This window comes from Mesorhizobium sp. B2-5-3 (genome assembly GCF_006441005.1).
Taxonomy (GTDB): domain Bacteria; phylum Pseudomonadota; class Alphaproteobacteria; order Rhizobiales; family Rhizobiaceae; genus Mesorhizobium.
On sequence record NZ_VFUS01000018.1, the window covers coordinates 1 to 13,518 of the forward strand.

Sequence of the window (13,518 nt, forward strand, 5' to 3'; positions counted from 1 at the left end):
GCAGCGACAACTATGGCTCCAATGGCGCCAACCAGCCTGCCGTCACCTCGGTCGACAATGCGCACACGGCTTCGATCCGCGACAGCGGCTCGCCGGTCTACAAGCTGCTCAATTCGTCGGGCGATGAACACAAGTCCGCCCCTCAGGGCAGTGACCGGAATCTCTTCGGCCACTAACAGCCGAAGCTGACACCAAACAGGAGCGGCGGGCTTTGCCCGCCGCTCCTTTTTTGCGTGACCGGCAATTAATTCATGGCCTGCTCTCAGGCCGCTTTCGCTTCCGTCTCGTGCAGCGCGAAGGATCGGCCATCCGCGTCGAAGATATGAAGGTCTCCGGCGTCGGCGCTCAGCCGCAGCGTCGCCCCGCGCTTGACCTCGACATTGCCCGGCAGCTTGGTCACCAGCGGCAGGTCGGCGCGGCCGATGTCGACATAGACGAGTTGCACCTCGCCGAGCTGCTCGACATAATCCACCGTTCCTTCGAACAGATAGTCCGTGCCGCCGGCGATCGTCAGGTCCTCCGGCCGCACGCCGAAGCTCACCGACGCGCCCTTGGCCGAGGCCGGCGTCGCGATCGGCACCGTAGCCTTGCGGCCGCCGACATGACTGATGACGGTCGGATTGCCCGATTTGTCGATGGTCGCCGGCAGGATGTTCATGGCCGGCGAGCCGATGAACTGAGCAACGAACAGATTGCCGGGTTTCTTGTAGAGTTCCATCGGCGTGCCGACCTGCTCGATATGGCCCTCCTTCAGCACCACGATGCGGTCGGCCAGCGTCATCGCCTCGACCTGGTCGTGGGTGACATAGATCATGGTGGTGTTGGGCATCGATTCCTTGAGCTTGGCGATCTCGATGCGGGTGGCGACGCGTAGCGCGGCGTCGAGGTTCGACAGCGGTTCGTCGAACAGGAACACCTTCGGGTTGCGCACGATGGCGCGCCCGATGGCCACGCGCTGGCGCTGGCCTCCCGACATCGCCTTGGGCAGGCGGTCGAGATAGTTGGTCAGCTGCAGGATCTCTGCCGCCTGGCGCACGCGCTTGTCTATCTCGGCCTTGCTTTCCTTCCCGATCTTCATCGAGAACGCCATGTTGTCGTAGACCGTCATATGCGGATAGAGCGCGTAGGACTGGAACACCATGGCGATGCCGCGTTTCGACGGCGGCACGTCGTTGACCACCTCGCCGGCTATTCTGAGCTCGCCCGAGGTGATCTCCTCGAGCCCTGCGATCGAGCGCAGCAATGTCGACTTGCCGCAACCCGACGGCCCGACGAAGACGATGAACTCGCCCGATTTGATGTCGAGGTCGATGCCGTGCAGAATGTTGAGATTGCCGTATGATTTCTTCACTTGCCTCAGCGTGACATCGGCCATGTTTCCCTCCAGTGGTCCCTAGAATTCAGTCGATGCGCCCGAACCAGGCGCCGTAGCCGCCGAGGCGGATGGAGCCGGAGCTCTGCTGTCCCGAAAATCCGTGTCCGGGCAAAGGTTGCAGCGATCGACCGCCAAGGTCAACCTCCGCTGGCCCGGATCCCAGGTTGAAGACGCAGACGATCTGCTCGTTGCCCGCGCGGCGCGTGAAGGCGACAGTGTCGCCCTGGCTTTCGATGAAATTGATATCGCCCTTGGCCAACGCCGGATGGGCACGGCGGAAGCCGAGAAAGCGTCGGTAGTGTTCGAGCAGCGAATGCTCGTCGCCTTGCTGGACATTGACGGCTTGCGACAGGTGCTTGGCCGGCACCGGCAACCACGGCTTTGCCTGGGAGAAGCCGCCATTCCTGGCGCTGCCGTCCCACACCATCGGCGTGCGGCAGCCGTCGCGGCCCTTGAATTCCGGCCAGAAACGGATGCCGTAGGGATCTTGCAGATCCTCGAACCGCAATTCGGCTTCGCCGAGCCCCAGTTCCTCGCCCTGATAGATGCAGACCGAGCCGCGCAAGGACATCAGCAATGCCGAGATAACCTTGAGATAGGCGGTCGGGTCGGCTTCGTTGGCGGCCCAGCGCGAGGCCGGGCGCATCACGTCATGGTTTGAGAAGGCCCAACACGACCAGCCGTCGCTGGCAACCTTGCCGAAGGTTTCCAGCACCGAACGGACCTTGGCGGCGCTGATCTTTTCCGGCGCCAGGAAGTCGAAGGAATAGCACATGTGCACGCGCTTGCCGCCGGCTGTATAGGCCGCGACAACGTCCAGTCCGCGCTGTGAATCGCCGACCTCGCCGACCGCGGCCGTTGCCGGATATTCGTCGAGCAGGGCGCGGAAGCGTTCGAGGAAGCCGAGGTTCTCCGGACGGCTCTTGTCGTAGATGTGGTCTTGGTAGTTGTAGGGATTGACCGCGGGTGCGGTCTGGTCGTTGCGCTGCTCCGGCGGCAACGGCGGGTTGTTTTCCAGCCCCTGGCTGTGGAAGTAGAAATTGATGGTGTCGAGGCGGAACCCGTCGACACCGCGCTCCAGCCAGAAGCGGGTCACGTCGAGCAGCGCGTCCTGGACTTCGCCGTTGTGGAAATTGAGGTCCGGCTGTTCCGCGAGAAAGTTGTGCAGGTAGTATTGCTGGCGGCTGGTGTCCCATTGCCAGGCCGATCCGCCGAAGATCGACAGCCAGTTGTTGGGCGGCGTGCCGTCCGGCCTGGGATCGGCCCAGACGTACCAGTCGGCTTTCGGATTACTGCGGTTCGATCGGCTTTCCCTGAACCAGGGATGGATGTCGGCGGTGTGCGACAGCACCTCGTCGATCATCACCTTCAGCCCCAGCCTGTGCGCCTCCGCCGTCAGCGCGTCGAAATCGGCCAGCGTGCCGAACATCGGGTCGACGTCGCAGTAATCCGAGACGTCGTAGCCGAAATCCTTCATCGGCGATTTGAAGAAGGGCGAGATCCAGATGGCGTCCGCGCCGAGCGCGGCGATATAGGGCAGCCGCCCGATGATCCCCTTGAGGTCGCCGATGCCGTCGCCATTCGAGTCCTGGTAGCTGCGCGGATAGATCTGGTAGATCACGGCACCTCGCCACCAGTCGCTATCGACGGCGAGATCGGGCCTCGAACTGGCTTTCAAAGCGGATTGCATGGTTTCAGCCTCCTTTCACCGAGCCTGCGAGCAGCCCGCGGACGAAATAGCGCTGCAAAGAGAAGAACACGATCAGCGGCACGATGATGGTCACGAAAGCCGACGTCGTCAGGATCTCCCAGTCGCCGCCACGCGAGCCGAGCAAGGCATTGAGCTTGGCGGTCAGCACGATCTGATCCGCCTCCGTGCCAAGGAAAACCATCGCCACCAGGAGATCGTTCCATACCCACAGGAACTGGAAGATGGCGAAGGACGCCAGCACGGGAAATGACAGCGGCAGCACGATCTTGACGAATATCTCGAAATCGCTGGCGCCGTCGATGCGCGCCGATTCCATGATCTCGCGCGGCAGGCCGGCAATGTAGCTCCGCAAGAGGTAGATGGCGAAGGGCAGTCCGAAGCCGGTATGCGCCAGCCAGATGCCGAGATAGGTCTTGGAGGGCACGCCGAAGAAGGCGCCGACGCCGTTATAGAGCTTCAACAGCGGGATCAGCGACATCTGCAGCGGCACCACCAGCAGGCCGATGATGACCGCGATCAGAAGCGCGCGCCCGGGAAAGCGCATCCAGGCCAGAGCGTAAGCCGCAAAGGCGGCGATGAGGATCGGGATGACGGTCGCCGGGATAGTGACGGTCAGCGAGTTCATGAAGGAGCGGCCGATGCCTTCCGAAAACAGCACGGTCCTGTAATTGTCGGTGGTGAATTTCGGCGGCGCCGAGGAGGCATAGTAGACGCGCTGGCCGCGGTCGCCCTCGAACGCCTTGGGCGAGGTCATGACGAAGCTGCCGTCGGCATTGAGCTGCAAGGTAACGCCATCGCCGAGATCGGCCGATGTGCCGGCCGGATATTGTGTCGGTGCCGCCGACTTGACGCCGAAGGCGCTGATCTCGCGCTTGGCGCCATCGCCGAAAATGTTGCCCTGGAGGACGAACTTGCCGTCCTTCTCGACCTGCGCCGAGGCGGGCGGCAGGCGTCCAGCTTCGGTCTGGGTCGAACTGGCGAACGAGTTCCACCAGCCCGAGGCGATGATCTGGTCCTTGTCGCGCAGCGACGATACCAGGATGCCGAGCGTCGGCATGGTCCAGATCGCAACGAAGACCAGGACGGCGATGTGAACGCCGAAGCGGCTGGCGAAGGAGTTTCCGGTCGCGACGGTCATCTCAATGTCCTCCCGTCTCTTTGTTGGCCTGGCGTATGTTCCAGACCATGATCGGAATGACCGCGATCATGATGATGATGGCGATTGTCGCGCCGCGGCCGAAATCACCGCCGCCACGGAACATCCAGTCGAACATCAGATTGGCCAGCACCTGGCTGTTCCATTGGCCATTGGTCATGGTCAGGACGATGTCGAATACCTTGAGCACCAGGATGGTGATTGTGGTCCAGACCACGGCGATGGTGCCCCAGATCTGCGGCACCATGATTTTCCAGAAGATCTGGAACGGATTGGCACCGTCGATGACGGCGGCTTCCAGCGTCTCTTCCGGAATGCCGCGCAGCGCCGAAGACAGGATGACCATGGCAAAGCCGGTCTGGATCCAGATCAGGATCACCATCAGGAAGAAATTGTTCCAGAACGGCAGCGATATCCAGACCTGCGGCTGGCCGCCGAAATGCTGGATGATGGCGTTCAGGATGCCGATCTGCGTCTGGCCTTCGCCGCGATACTCATAGATGAATTTCCAGATGACGCTGGCGCCGACGAAGGAGATCGCCAGCGGCAGGAAGATCAGGCTCTTGGCGATCGTGCCCCACCAGATCTTGTCGGTAAGCACGGCGATGATCAGGCCAAGGAAGGTACAGGCGGCGGGCACTACGGCCAGCCAGAGCACATTGTTGAGGATCGAATTGCGAAACTCGCGGTCGCCGAAAGCCCATTGATAATTGGCCAGGCCGACGAAATTGGCGCCGCCGCGATCGAGGAAGGACAGCCGCAGCGTCTCGACCACCGGATAGATGAGATAGATGGTCAGGATGATCATCGCCGGACCGACGAACAGCCAGGGCCGGATCAGCCCTTGCCGGCGCAGATTGTCGACGGCGGCGGCACCCGAGACGCCGCGCGAGGGAAAGGTGACGTCGAGCAGTTTGTTGGCGCCCCAGAAATAGGCGACGCAGCCGCCGACGCCGATGATGATGACGAATATGGCCGAGAAAATCTGAGCCGCCATGGGTCCCTCTCCCTGCACGACCCGCCAGGATGGAAACGATCCTTGCGATTGCGCCGCGCGCCGATCTCGTTGTTGAGCGCGAGCAGGCAGGGAAGCGTGTGGCTCCGTGCCCGCCGCATGCCGGAATGTCTACGCTGTCAAGACTGGAACCTGATCCGTCCCGGTTGGCCGGGCTGGGATGTTGCGATGGGGCCGGTCGGATCCGGGCCGGTTGGCCCGGATCCGCTCGGGAGGTGGAGGCCGAGGCCTCCGCAGACGCGGCTCTTACTTGATCGCGTCCCAGCTCTTCTGGATGTCGGTGGCGACGTCCTGCGCCGACTTGCCGCCGACCAGGTCGATCATGCCGGTCCAGAAGGCGCCGGCGCCGATCTTGCCCGGCATCAGGTCCGACCCGTCGAAGCGGAAAGTCGAGGCGTTGGCCAGGATCTCGCCCTGCTTGCGCAGCGCATCGCTGGCATAGGCATCCTTGTTGACCGCCTTGAACGGCGTCACGAAACCGCCTTCGGCCATCCAGATCTCATGGGCCAGCGGCATCTTCAGGAATTCGATGAACGCGCGGGCGGCCTTCGAGTCCTTGGTGATCATCGCCAGCGTTCCGGCGCCGAGCACGGGAGTGCCGAGTTGGGGCTTGGAGGCATAGGGCGGGAAGTAGAAGAAATCCGCGTCCTGGCCGATTTTCGTGCCTTCGGGGAAGAAGGTCGGGATGAACGACGCCTGATGGTGCAGGTAGCACTTCGGCGGCACCGCGAAGAGGCCCTTGGGGCTGTCGCGGAAATCTGTGGCCGCGACCGCCTTGGCGCCGCCATCCACCATCTTGTCGTCGGTCGCGATCTTGCCGAAGATGTCGATTGCATTGACCACGGCCGGGTCGTTGAACGGGATCTCGTTCTTCACCCATTTGTCGTAGGTTTCCGGAGACTGCGTGCGCAGCATCAGGTCTTCCACCCAGTCCGTCGCCGGCCAGCCGGTGGCGCCGCCCGAGCCGAGCCCGATGCACCACGGCGTGCCGCCGTCGGCGATAATCTTCTTCTGGAGATCGGCGAGTTCTTCCTGCGTCTTCGGCACCTTGTAGCCGGCTTCCTCGAAATTGTCCGGCGAGTACCAGACCAGCGACTTCACGTCGGCCTTGTAGGGGAAGGCGAAGAAGCCCGGCTTGCCGTCCTTGTCCTTGAAGGTGCCGAGGTCGACCCATGACTGGCCGGCGCCGTAATTGTCCTTGACCCATTTGGCGGTATCGTCGCCGAGCGGCGTCAAGAGACCCTTGGAAGCAAGGTCCTGGATCAGGCCGGGTTGCGGCAGAACGGCGATGTTGGGCGGGCTGCCGGCCTGCGTGTCGATGACGATCTGCTGCTCGTAATTTTCCGAGGAGGAATATTTGATCTCGGCGCCGGTGGCTTCCGAGAAATAATCGAGTACGCCGCGCACCAGGGTCTCGTCCTCGCCGCGCCATGGCCCGAAGATCGACAGGGTCTCCCCCTTGAGGTCGATTTTCTTGAGCTCTTCGTAGTTTGCCCAGTTGAAACGCTTGTCCTCGCCCGGCTTGAATTTCAGCTCGGCCTGCGCGGGCGCGCCGAGGGCGAGCACGGCAAGCGCGGCGCCCAGCAAAAGCATTTTCTTCATCGGTATTCCCTCCCAGTGGGTCACAAACACCGGACGGAACCTCCATTCCGCCCGCCGACGCCGCAGGACTGTGACTCAGTCGGAAAGGAACCGCAACCTTTCGAAGAGTCTTCCAAAGCGCTTTGGCTATTTCGATCTCGCCATTGAATCGTCCAGAAGTCAAGAGGCGTGGTAACTTAATCGATTTAGTTCCGGAGTCTGGCGCCTGGAAAATCGCGCTGCAGCATGCTTTTTTGGCAGTGCAGCAGCAATTTATGTTTCAAACCTGCACCAAGCCTGCCTATGGTCGCCATGATATGACGGGCCTGCCGCAGGGCTTGGGTCGATTCAATTTGAAAGCGCTTTGAGGCATGGAGCCCTCTCGTGAACCTGAAGCAACTCGCGCACATGCTGGCGCTTTCGCAGACCACGGTAAGCCGGGCGCTGAACGGCTATCCCGAGGTCAACGAAGAGACGCGCCGGCGCGTCATGGACGCCGCCAAGCGCCATGGCTATCGCCCCAATCCGAGCGCACGCCGGCTTGCGACCGGCAAGTCCGGAATGATCGGCTATGTCTTGCCGACGGGTGCTGCCGTCGACATCGACCCGCACTTCGTCGAATTCCTGTCCGGCCTTGGCGATTATGCGCGCTCGCACGAGCTCGACCTGGTGCTGTCTCCCGCCGACGCCGACGACCAGGAGACGACTTACCGGCGCATCGTCGCCAACCGCCAGGTCGACGCCGTCTACATCTCCTCGCCGACGCCGGCCGACCGGCGTGTGGCGCTGGTCAACACGCTCGGTATACCCTTCATCATCCATGGCCGCAGCGAAGGTTTCGATTTCGACTATCCCTATCTCGACATCGACAATGAGGGCGCCTTTTACGAGGCGGCGCGACTGCTCGTCCAGCTCGGCCACCGGCGGCTGGCGCTGATCAATGGCGATGACCGCGAAACCTTCGCCGTGCATCGCGAGCGAGGCGTGCGCCGGGCGCTCGCCGCGAGCGGCCTGACCTTGGGCGACCGCCATGTCTGCTCCGTTGCCATGACCGAGGAGAACGGCTATCGCGCCGCCCGGCGCCTGCTCGAACAGGACGGCGCGCCGACCGCGATCGCCTGCTCCAGCCTGATCATGGCGCTCGGCGTCGTGCGCGCCGTGCGCGACCTCGGCCTGAGCATCCCCGGCGACATCTCATTAATTGCACATGACGACGTCTTCCCATGGCTGAAGCCGGAGAATTTCTCCGTACCGCTGTCGACGACGCGCTCCTCGATCCGGCTCGCCGGCGCCCGCATCGCCGAGCGTCTGGCCGCACGGATATCGGGCCTGGAGGAGGGCCCGCGCGGCGAGGTCTGGCCGGTCGACCTGGTGATCAGGGGGTCGGTTGCCGGAGCGCCTGCCTAGGGTTAGAGCCAATCGCTCCGAGGGGCCGAGTTCGACCGCTTGCGGGCGTTGCCGGAAGATCGATTGCAGTGTCATGGATAGTGGTCTGCCTGCACCGCGCTTGCTTTGGCTTTTAGAGGGTGGCAACCAGTAAAGCCGAAGCCATCAACCAGCCCTCCTGGATGCCCAATTTGCCCATATTCCCGTTCTCCGAAAAGGATCCAATCCAACATCCTGGCCCACCGCCGAAGCGTTCGGAGGTGGTCATCATTGGTGGCGGCATTATCGGCGTAACGACGGCTCTTTTCCTGGCGGAGCGGAACATTCCGGTCACGCTGCTGGAAAAAGGCCGCGTTGCGGCCGAACAATCGTCCCGAAACTGGGGCTGGATTCGAAAGCAGGGGCGCGACGCAGATGAACTGCCAATTGTCATCGAGGCTTTTCGCCTATGGCGGCAACTGGCTGAGGAATGCGGCGAAGACATCGGGCTGGACCAGACAGGTGTGACCTATCTGGCGAACTCCGACAAGGACATGGCCGGTTTCGAAGAGTTCATGAAGATCGCCGCCATCCATGGGCTCGACACTCGCCTCCTGGACGCGGACGAAACCGCGAAACTCATCAAGGGCATGTCGCGCAAGTTCAAGGGCGCGATGACGACGCCCTCCGACATGCGCGCGGAGCCTTGGTTGGCGGTACCTGCGCTTGCTCGTCTTGCCGTCCGAAAAGGCGCCAAGATCATAGAGAATTGCGCAGCGCGAACCCTCGAAATCTCAGCTGGCAGGATCAGAGGAGTGTGGACCGAGGCGGGATACATTGAAACCTCCAGCGTACTGGTCGCGGGCGGCGCCTGGTCGTCGCTGTTCCTGAGAAGACACGGCGTCTCCATCCCCCAACTCAGCGTCAGGGTAACCGTAGCCGCAACGGAGCCTATGCCTGAAATCTATGCAGGTGCGGCAGCGGACGAACACATCGCTTTCAGGCGCCGACAGGATGGCGGATACACGCTCGCCCCGGGAGGCAGTAATTTGCTTTACCTGGGACCCGACGCATTCCGGCACGCCACCAAGTATCTTCCCGCCCTCATGGCCAACCCGCTCGGAACCCGCTACTTTCCGTGCGCCCCATCAGGTTACCCTGACAGCTGGTCGATTCCGCGCGATTGGACCCCGGATTCCCAGAGTCCTTTCGAAAGAATGCGCGTGCTCAACCCGACCGCTGAACGCTCCGGCCTCCGTTCTGTAGAGCGCAATTTCAGACGCCTTTTTCCACAGTTCGAAACAGTTCGCTTGAAGGCAGGCTGGGGAGGCATGATTGACGCCATGCCCGATGTCGTCCCCGTCGTGGATCACGCCCGGGCAGTCGTCGGTCTTTTCGTGGCCACGGGAATGAGTGGTCACGGCTTCGGTATCGGACCTGGAATCGGTCGCGTCGTTTCCGACCTGATACAGGGTAACGCGAGTGGGCATGATCTCAGCCGCTTTCGGCTGTCACGCTTCTATGATGGAAGCGCCGTTCGGTTGGGTCCGGCCCTCTAGATGTTTAGTCCAGCATTCGTCCCGTCTCGGCCATCGCAAATAGCCGACTGAATTTAGGAGCATGTTGCCAAGGATCATTCCTTCGCCGTCTCGGCGGCCTTGATGTCCAGCAGCCCGTAGCCGAAGTCATCGTCCCGCCCTTTCGAACCGAGATCCCGGGCCGTTGCGGCAAGCGCCTTTTCGATGGCGTCGGCCGAGCGGTCCGGCGCGGCGTGGATGAGATTGGCAATGGCGCCCGAGACGATCGCGGCGGCGAACGATGTGCCGGTGACGACATCCGAGCCGGCTCCGCTCGGCGCCACCATCTCGACGCCCGGCGCCGAGATGAAGACATAGCCGCCGCGATTGGCCTGCGGCATTAGCCCATCCCTGGCGTCGGTGGCGGTCACCGCGATGACGCCGTCGAAGGCGGCCGGGTAGCCATAGGGCGCCTTGGGCCCGTTGTTGCCGGCGGCGGCGACCAGAACCATGCCGAGCGCGCGTGCATTGCGGCAGGCGACGCCGAGCAGGTCGTTCTTCGGACCGACGAAACTCATATTGATGATGGGCACGTCCTGCTCGGCCGCCCAGTCGAGCGCAGCGAGGATGACGTCCATTGTCGACTTGCCGCCTTCGAAGGCACGTGCGTGATAGATCCTGGCGCCGGGCGCCATGCCCTTGAGCGCGCCGACGCCGGCGATCAGCCCGTCGATTGAGGTGCCGTGGTCGCGCTTTTCGACCGGCACGTCGGGCATAGCGTCGAACTGGCCGGCGATGACCCCGGCCAGTGTCGGATTGGTGTCGTCGACGCCGGTATCGATTACCGCGACGCGGACGTTCTCGCCGCTCGCCTGGTTGGCGTCGAGCGCGATGCGCTCGAACGCATAGTTGACGATGCCCGCCACCTGCTGAAGCGAATAGATATGGTTGGGCTCACGCCGCTGCGTGCGGCTGTCGGCGGCAAGCTGCGCCAGCACCACGCCGACGGGGCGACCGTCGGGAATGCCGAAGCGCACAAGCGTGGTCCCGAGCAAAAATGATTGCCGCTGCGAGCGCACATCGAGGCCGAAGGAAGCGGCGATCTGCTGCACGGCGCCCGCATCGCCATCGACGGTCACCAGCACCTCGTCGGGCACGAAATCGCCGGCCACGGCGCGTGGCGGCTGAACGGCGATGAGATCGCTTGGCGAGACGATCGGCCCGGCCGAAGGCGGTCCGGCCTGCGTGCCGGCGGGCGGCGCCGCCGGGTCCGGCCGTGGCGTCGGCACCGGTGCCGCGGGCGCGGCCGGATTGGGGAACAGGTCGACGATCAGGGCGGGAAGAAACACGGCACCGGCCGCGCTGCCGCTGTCGCCGCCGTCCTTGCCACAGTCGGCGCCTGCCGCATCGGTGCCGTCGCGGCAGGCGATCTTTCGGTCGGTATTGGCGTCGTTGCCCTGCGCCGACGCAGGCCCGGTGGCGATCGTCATCGCCGCCGCAAGGATTGCCGCAAATCGAATGACCGCCTCAGCCGCCATCGGCCGGTTTCCTTCCCTCGATCACGGTGTCTGTGAAAGGCTGGGCGGCAACAAGGCCGAGTTGCCTGGTGTAGTCGGCCGCGTTGGCGGCCGGAATGCCGAGCCGGAACACGCCCTCGGCGGTCGGTCCGTCCAGGATCTTCAGTCCGCTGCTGCCGAGAAAGGCGGCGATGTCGGACATTTTCGCGTCGGGCCTGAACTTGACCAGGGCGAACGGCATCTTCGCCATCTCGTCCTGCGCGCCCGCGATCTCGAAATTGCCGCCCTTGCCGCCGGGCTGCACGAACGACTGCACCATGACCAGCGCCAGCAGAGCCGCGGCCGCCGCCCAGGCGACGCCGACCGGCAGCGCGATGAAGCGGCTCCAGGCCTGCGCCAGCCAGGACGAACCGGCGGCGGCGCGCGCCGGGCCAGCCTCGGCATCGAGCGTCCTGGAAAAGCGGCTCAGCGCATCGGCCGGCGGACGGATCGCCTCATTGGCGGCCGCGGTGCTGGAGAATTCAGCCTCCGCCTCGCCAAGGGCGGCCATCGCCGTCGGATCGCTGGCCAGCCATTCCTCGACGGCCTCCAGTTCCGAGCCTTCCAGCGAACCGTTCAGGTAGAACGGCAGCAACGTTTCCATTTCGTCGCGGCGCGACATCTTTTCAGCGGCGCTCATGGCCACCCCCTGTCGTAACCGGCGGCCTTGAGGGCTTCGCCGAGTTTCTTGCGGGCATAAAACATGCGGGTCTTGACGGTCGCGACCGGGATGTCGAGCACCTCGCCGATCTCGGTCACCGATTGCCCCTGATAATAGGCGAGATCGATGACCACGCGATGCTCGCGCGGCAAGGCATCGATGAAGCGGCGCAAGGCAGTGCTCTTGTCCTCCTTCATGGCAACGATCTCGGGCGTATCGGCGCCGTCGGGCAGCGCGGCTGCGGCCTCGTCGTCGATCCAGTCTTCCTTTTTCTTGCGCAACAGGGACAGCGCCTTGAAGCGGGCGATGCCGAGCAGCCATGTCGAGACTTCGGAACGTCCCTCGAAACCAGGCGCCTGGCGCCACAGTTCGAGGAACACCTCGTTCGCGATGTCGTCAGCCATCATTTCCGATCCCGTCTGGCGCGCCACGAAGCGGTATATCCGCGCGTGGTGGCGCATGAACAGGAGCCGCACGGCGGCCCGGTCGCCCTTCGCGACCCGCTCGACAAGCGCGCGATCGGTCTCCATCGCGCCGGTCATGACCGATCGAGCCGCCTGGCTCCTGCCTGCTCTGTCGCTGATCGGCTCAAAAAGGTTCATCCTCCGCCAAGGAATTTGCGGAGGCTAACCGAAGAAGATGAGCCTTGCCAGTGGGTGAAGGGGAAGCTAGCTCAGGAAGGGCTTCGCCTTCATCGTCTCGGGTATCGCCACCCCAAGCCGGCTCAGAACCGTCGGTGCCAGCTGCAATTGGTCGAGCAGCGTGTCGGCATCCGGTCCGTTGCCGCCGCCGAAATAATACAGCGCGAAATCCTGCATCTCCTCATCATGGCCGCCATGGTGGCCGCGGTCGGTCTGGCCGTGATCGGCGGTGACGATCACTTCATAGCCGGCGTCGCGCCAGCGCGGCAGGAAAGCGGCCAGCATGCCGTCCATCGCGTAGCAGGCATGGTCCATCTCGTGACAGTCATGGCCGAAACGGTGGCCCATCGAGTCCAGCGTGCAAGTGTGCAGGATGCCGTAGTCGATGCCGTGGCGGCTGCTCAGCATGGTCAGCGTGGCGAACAGGTCGACGTCGCTCGGCGTCATCTGGTTGCGCGCGTTGTAGCCGGTCATGGTGTGGAAGCGGCCATGCGTGATCGGCCCGCCCGGCTCGTCATACTCCATGTCCTCGACGAGGTCGAACGGGTAGGAACGGAAGAACTCCGACCAGTAGGAGTGGGTGACCGCGCCGGTTATTCCCCCGGCCCTGGTGACCTCCGAGAAGATGTCGGGCCGGCTGACGCGGAAGCGGTTCTCGTTGGAAAGAATGCCATGCGCCTGCGGCGGCACCCCGGTGTGGATCGAAGCATAACAGCAGGCCGAGGTCGACGGCAGCACCGAGCGCATCCTCCATACCCGCGCTTCGCCCGACTGCACCCAGCCTTCGAGGTTGCCCATCAGCCGGCGCCAGTTCCGGTAAGGCACGCCGTCGAGGATGATCAGCAACAGTTTGGTCTTGAGCGCCACGAGCTGCTCCATGCGATTGTCGGGGGAACGAGCACGCCGCGTGTCGCACGGACACGCGGCGCTTTCGGCGGGA

The 13,518-nt window shown here is 63.6% G+C and carries 13 protein-coding genes; 4 read left to right on the forward strand and 9 right to left on the reverse strand.

Annotated features, from left to right (window positions below; genetic code table 11):
* On the forward strand, positions 1-176 hold a 176-nt coding region (locus FJ867_RS27185), incomplete at its 5' end, for a DUF680 domain-containing protein (protein ID WP_140819061.1).
* Positions 177-262: 86 nt separating this feature from the next.
* Here FJ867_RS27185 and ugpC read toward each other — a convergent pair.
* From ugpC to FJ867_RS27210, 5 genes are all read right to left on the reverse strand, one after another.
* Positions 263-1,375 carry a sn-glycerol-3-phosphate ABC transporter ATP-binding protein UgpC gene (ugpC, locus tag FJ867_RS27190; protein WP_140501216.1) on the reverse strand — a complete coding sequence of 371 codons (1,113 nt, stop codon included), beginning with the start codon at positions 1,373-1,375 and terminating at the stop codon, positions 263-265.
* Positions 1,376-1,400: 25 nt separating this feature from the next.
* Positions 1,401-3,065, reverse strand: coding sequence for an alpha-glucosidase (locus tag FJ867_RS27195; RefSeq protein WP_140567869.1), 1,665 nt, complete (start codon positions 3,063-3,065; stop codon positions 1,401-1,403).
* 4 nt (positions 3,066-3,069) lie between these two features.
* The gene (locus FJ867_RS27200; RefSeq protein WP_140501212.1) at positions 3,070-4,224 is read right to left on the reverse strand and encodes a carbohydrate ABC transporter permease; all 1,155 of its coding nucleotides are present in this window, start codon (positions 4,222-4,224) and stop codon (positions 3,070-3,072) included.
* 1 nt (position 4,225) lies between these two features.
* The gene (locus tag FJ867_RS27205) at positions 4,226-5,239 is read right to left on the reverse strand and encodes a sugar ABC transporter permease (RefSeq protein ID WP_140501210.1); all 1,014 of its coding nucleotides are present in this window, start codon (positions 5,237-5,239) and stop codon (positions 4,226-4,228) included.
* Positions 5,240-5,503: 264 nt separating this feature from the next.
* Positions 5,504-6,859: an ABC transporter substrate-binding protein gene (locus FJ867_RS27210; protein WP_140819063.1), complete on the reverse strand. Its 1,356-nt coding sequence runs from the start codon at positions 6,857-6,859 to the stop codon at positions 5,504-5,506.
* 122 nt (positions 6,860-6,981) lie between these two features.
* Here FJ867_RS27210 and FJ867_RS27215 point away from each other — a divergent pair, with 122 nt between their 5' ends.
* From FJ867_RS27215 to FJ867_RS27225, 3 genes are all read left to right on the forward strand, one after another.
* A complete protein-coding gene (locus FJ867_RS27215) occupies positions 6,982-7,206 on the forward strand; it encodes a hypothetical protein (RefSeq protein ID WP_140559801.1) in 225 nt (74 codons plus the stop codon).
* A 16-nt stretch (positions 7,207-7,222) separates the two neighbouring features.
* The gene (locus FJ867_RS27220; RefSeq protein ID WP_140558772.1) at positions 7,223-8,245 is read left to right on the forward strand and encodes a substrate-binding domain-containing protein; all 1,023 of its coding nucleotides are present in this window, start codon (positions 7,223-7,225) and stop codon (positions 8,243-8,245) included.
* Positions 8,246-8,415: 170 nt separating this feature from the next.
* Positions 8,416-9,762 (forward strand): FAD-binding oxidoreductase, encoded by a 1,347-nt coding sequence (locus FJ867_RS27225; protein WP_140819108.1) that lies wholly within the window; start codon positions 8,416-8,418, stop codon positions 9,760-9,762.
* 74 nt (positions 9,763-9,836) lie between these two features.
* Here the strand turns inward: FJ867_RS27225 and FJ867_RS27230 are convergent, their stop codons facing one another.
* The 4 genes from FJ867_RS27230 to FJ867_RS27245 all read right to left on the reverse strand — a co-directional run bounded on the left by FJ867_RS27230 (position 9,837) and on the right by FJ867_RS27245 (position 13,445).
* The gene (locus FJ867_RS27230; RefSeq protein ID WP_140819065.1) at positions 9,837-11,258 is read right to left on the reverse strand and encodes a S8 family serine peptidase; all 1,422 of its coding nucleotides are present in this window, start codon (positions 11,256-11,258) and stop codon (positions 9,837-9,839) included.
* Complete coding sequence (locus FJ867_RS27235) at positions 11,248-11,916, reverse strand: anti-sigma factor (RefSeq protein ID WP_140819067.1); 669 nt, start codon at positions 11,914-11,916, stop codon at positions 11,248-11,250. Before FJ867_RS27235 ends, FJ867_RS27230 begins: the two co-directional genes overlap by 11 nt.
* Positions 11,913-12,479 carry a sigma-70 family RNA polymerase sigma factor gene (locus tag FJ867_RS27240; RefSeq protein ID WP_140729546.1) on the reverse strand — a complete coding sequence of 189 codons (567 nt, stop codon included), beginning with the start codon at positions 12,477-12,479 and terminating at the stop codon, positions 11,913-11,915. Before FJ867_RS27240 ends, FJ867_RS27235 begins: the two co-directional genes overlap by 4 nt.
* A 126-nt stretch (positions 12,480-12,605) precedes the next feature.
* On the reverse strand, positions 12,606-13,445 hold the full coding sequence (locus FJ867_RS27245) for an alkaline phosphatase family protein (protein ID WP_140567860.1): 840 nt from the start codon (positions 13,443-13,445) through the stop codon (positions 12,606-12,608).
* Positions 13,446-13,518: the final 73 nt, after the last annotated feature.

Bases quoted from the DNA above. Each gene is read 5' to 3' on its own strand.
- FJ867_RS27230 (WP_140819065.1), bottom strand. From the start codon at position 11,258: ATGGCGGCTGAGGCGGTCATTCGATTTGCGGCAATCCTTGCGGCGGCG.
- FJ867_RS27195 (WP_140567869.1), bottom strand. From the start codon at position 3,065: ATGCAATCCGCTTTGAAAGCCAGTTCGAGGCCCGATCTCGCCGTCGAT.
- FJ867_RS27205 (WP_140501210.1), bottom strand. From the start codon at position 5,239: ATGGCGGCTCAGATTTTCTCGGCCATATTCGTCATCATCATCGGCGTC.
- ugpC (WP_140501216.1), bottom strand. From the start codon at position 1,375: ATGGCCGATGTCACGCTGAGGCAAGTGAAGAAATCATACGGCAATCTC.
- FJ867_RS27235 (WP_140819067.1), bottom strand. From the start codon at position 11,916: ATGAGCGCCGCTGAAAAGATGTCGCGCCGCGACGAAATGGAAACGTTG.
- FJ867_RS27200 (WP_140501212.1), bottom strand. From the start codon at position 4,224: ATGACCGTCGCGACCGGAAACTCCTTCGCCAGCCGCTTCGGCGTTCAC.
- FJ867_RS27210 (WP_140819063.1), bottom strand. From the start codon at position 6,859: ATGAAGAAAATGCTTTTGCTGGGCGCCGCGCTTGCCGTGCTCGCCCTC.
- FJ867_RS27240 (WP_140729546.1), bottom strand. From the start codon at position 12,479: ATGACCGGCGCGATGGAGACCGATCGCGCGCTTGTCGAGCGGGTCGCG.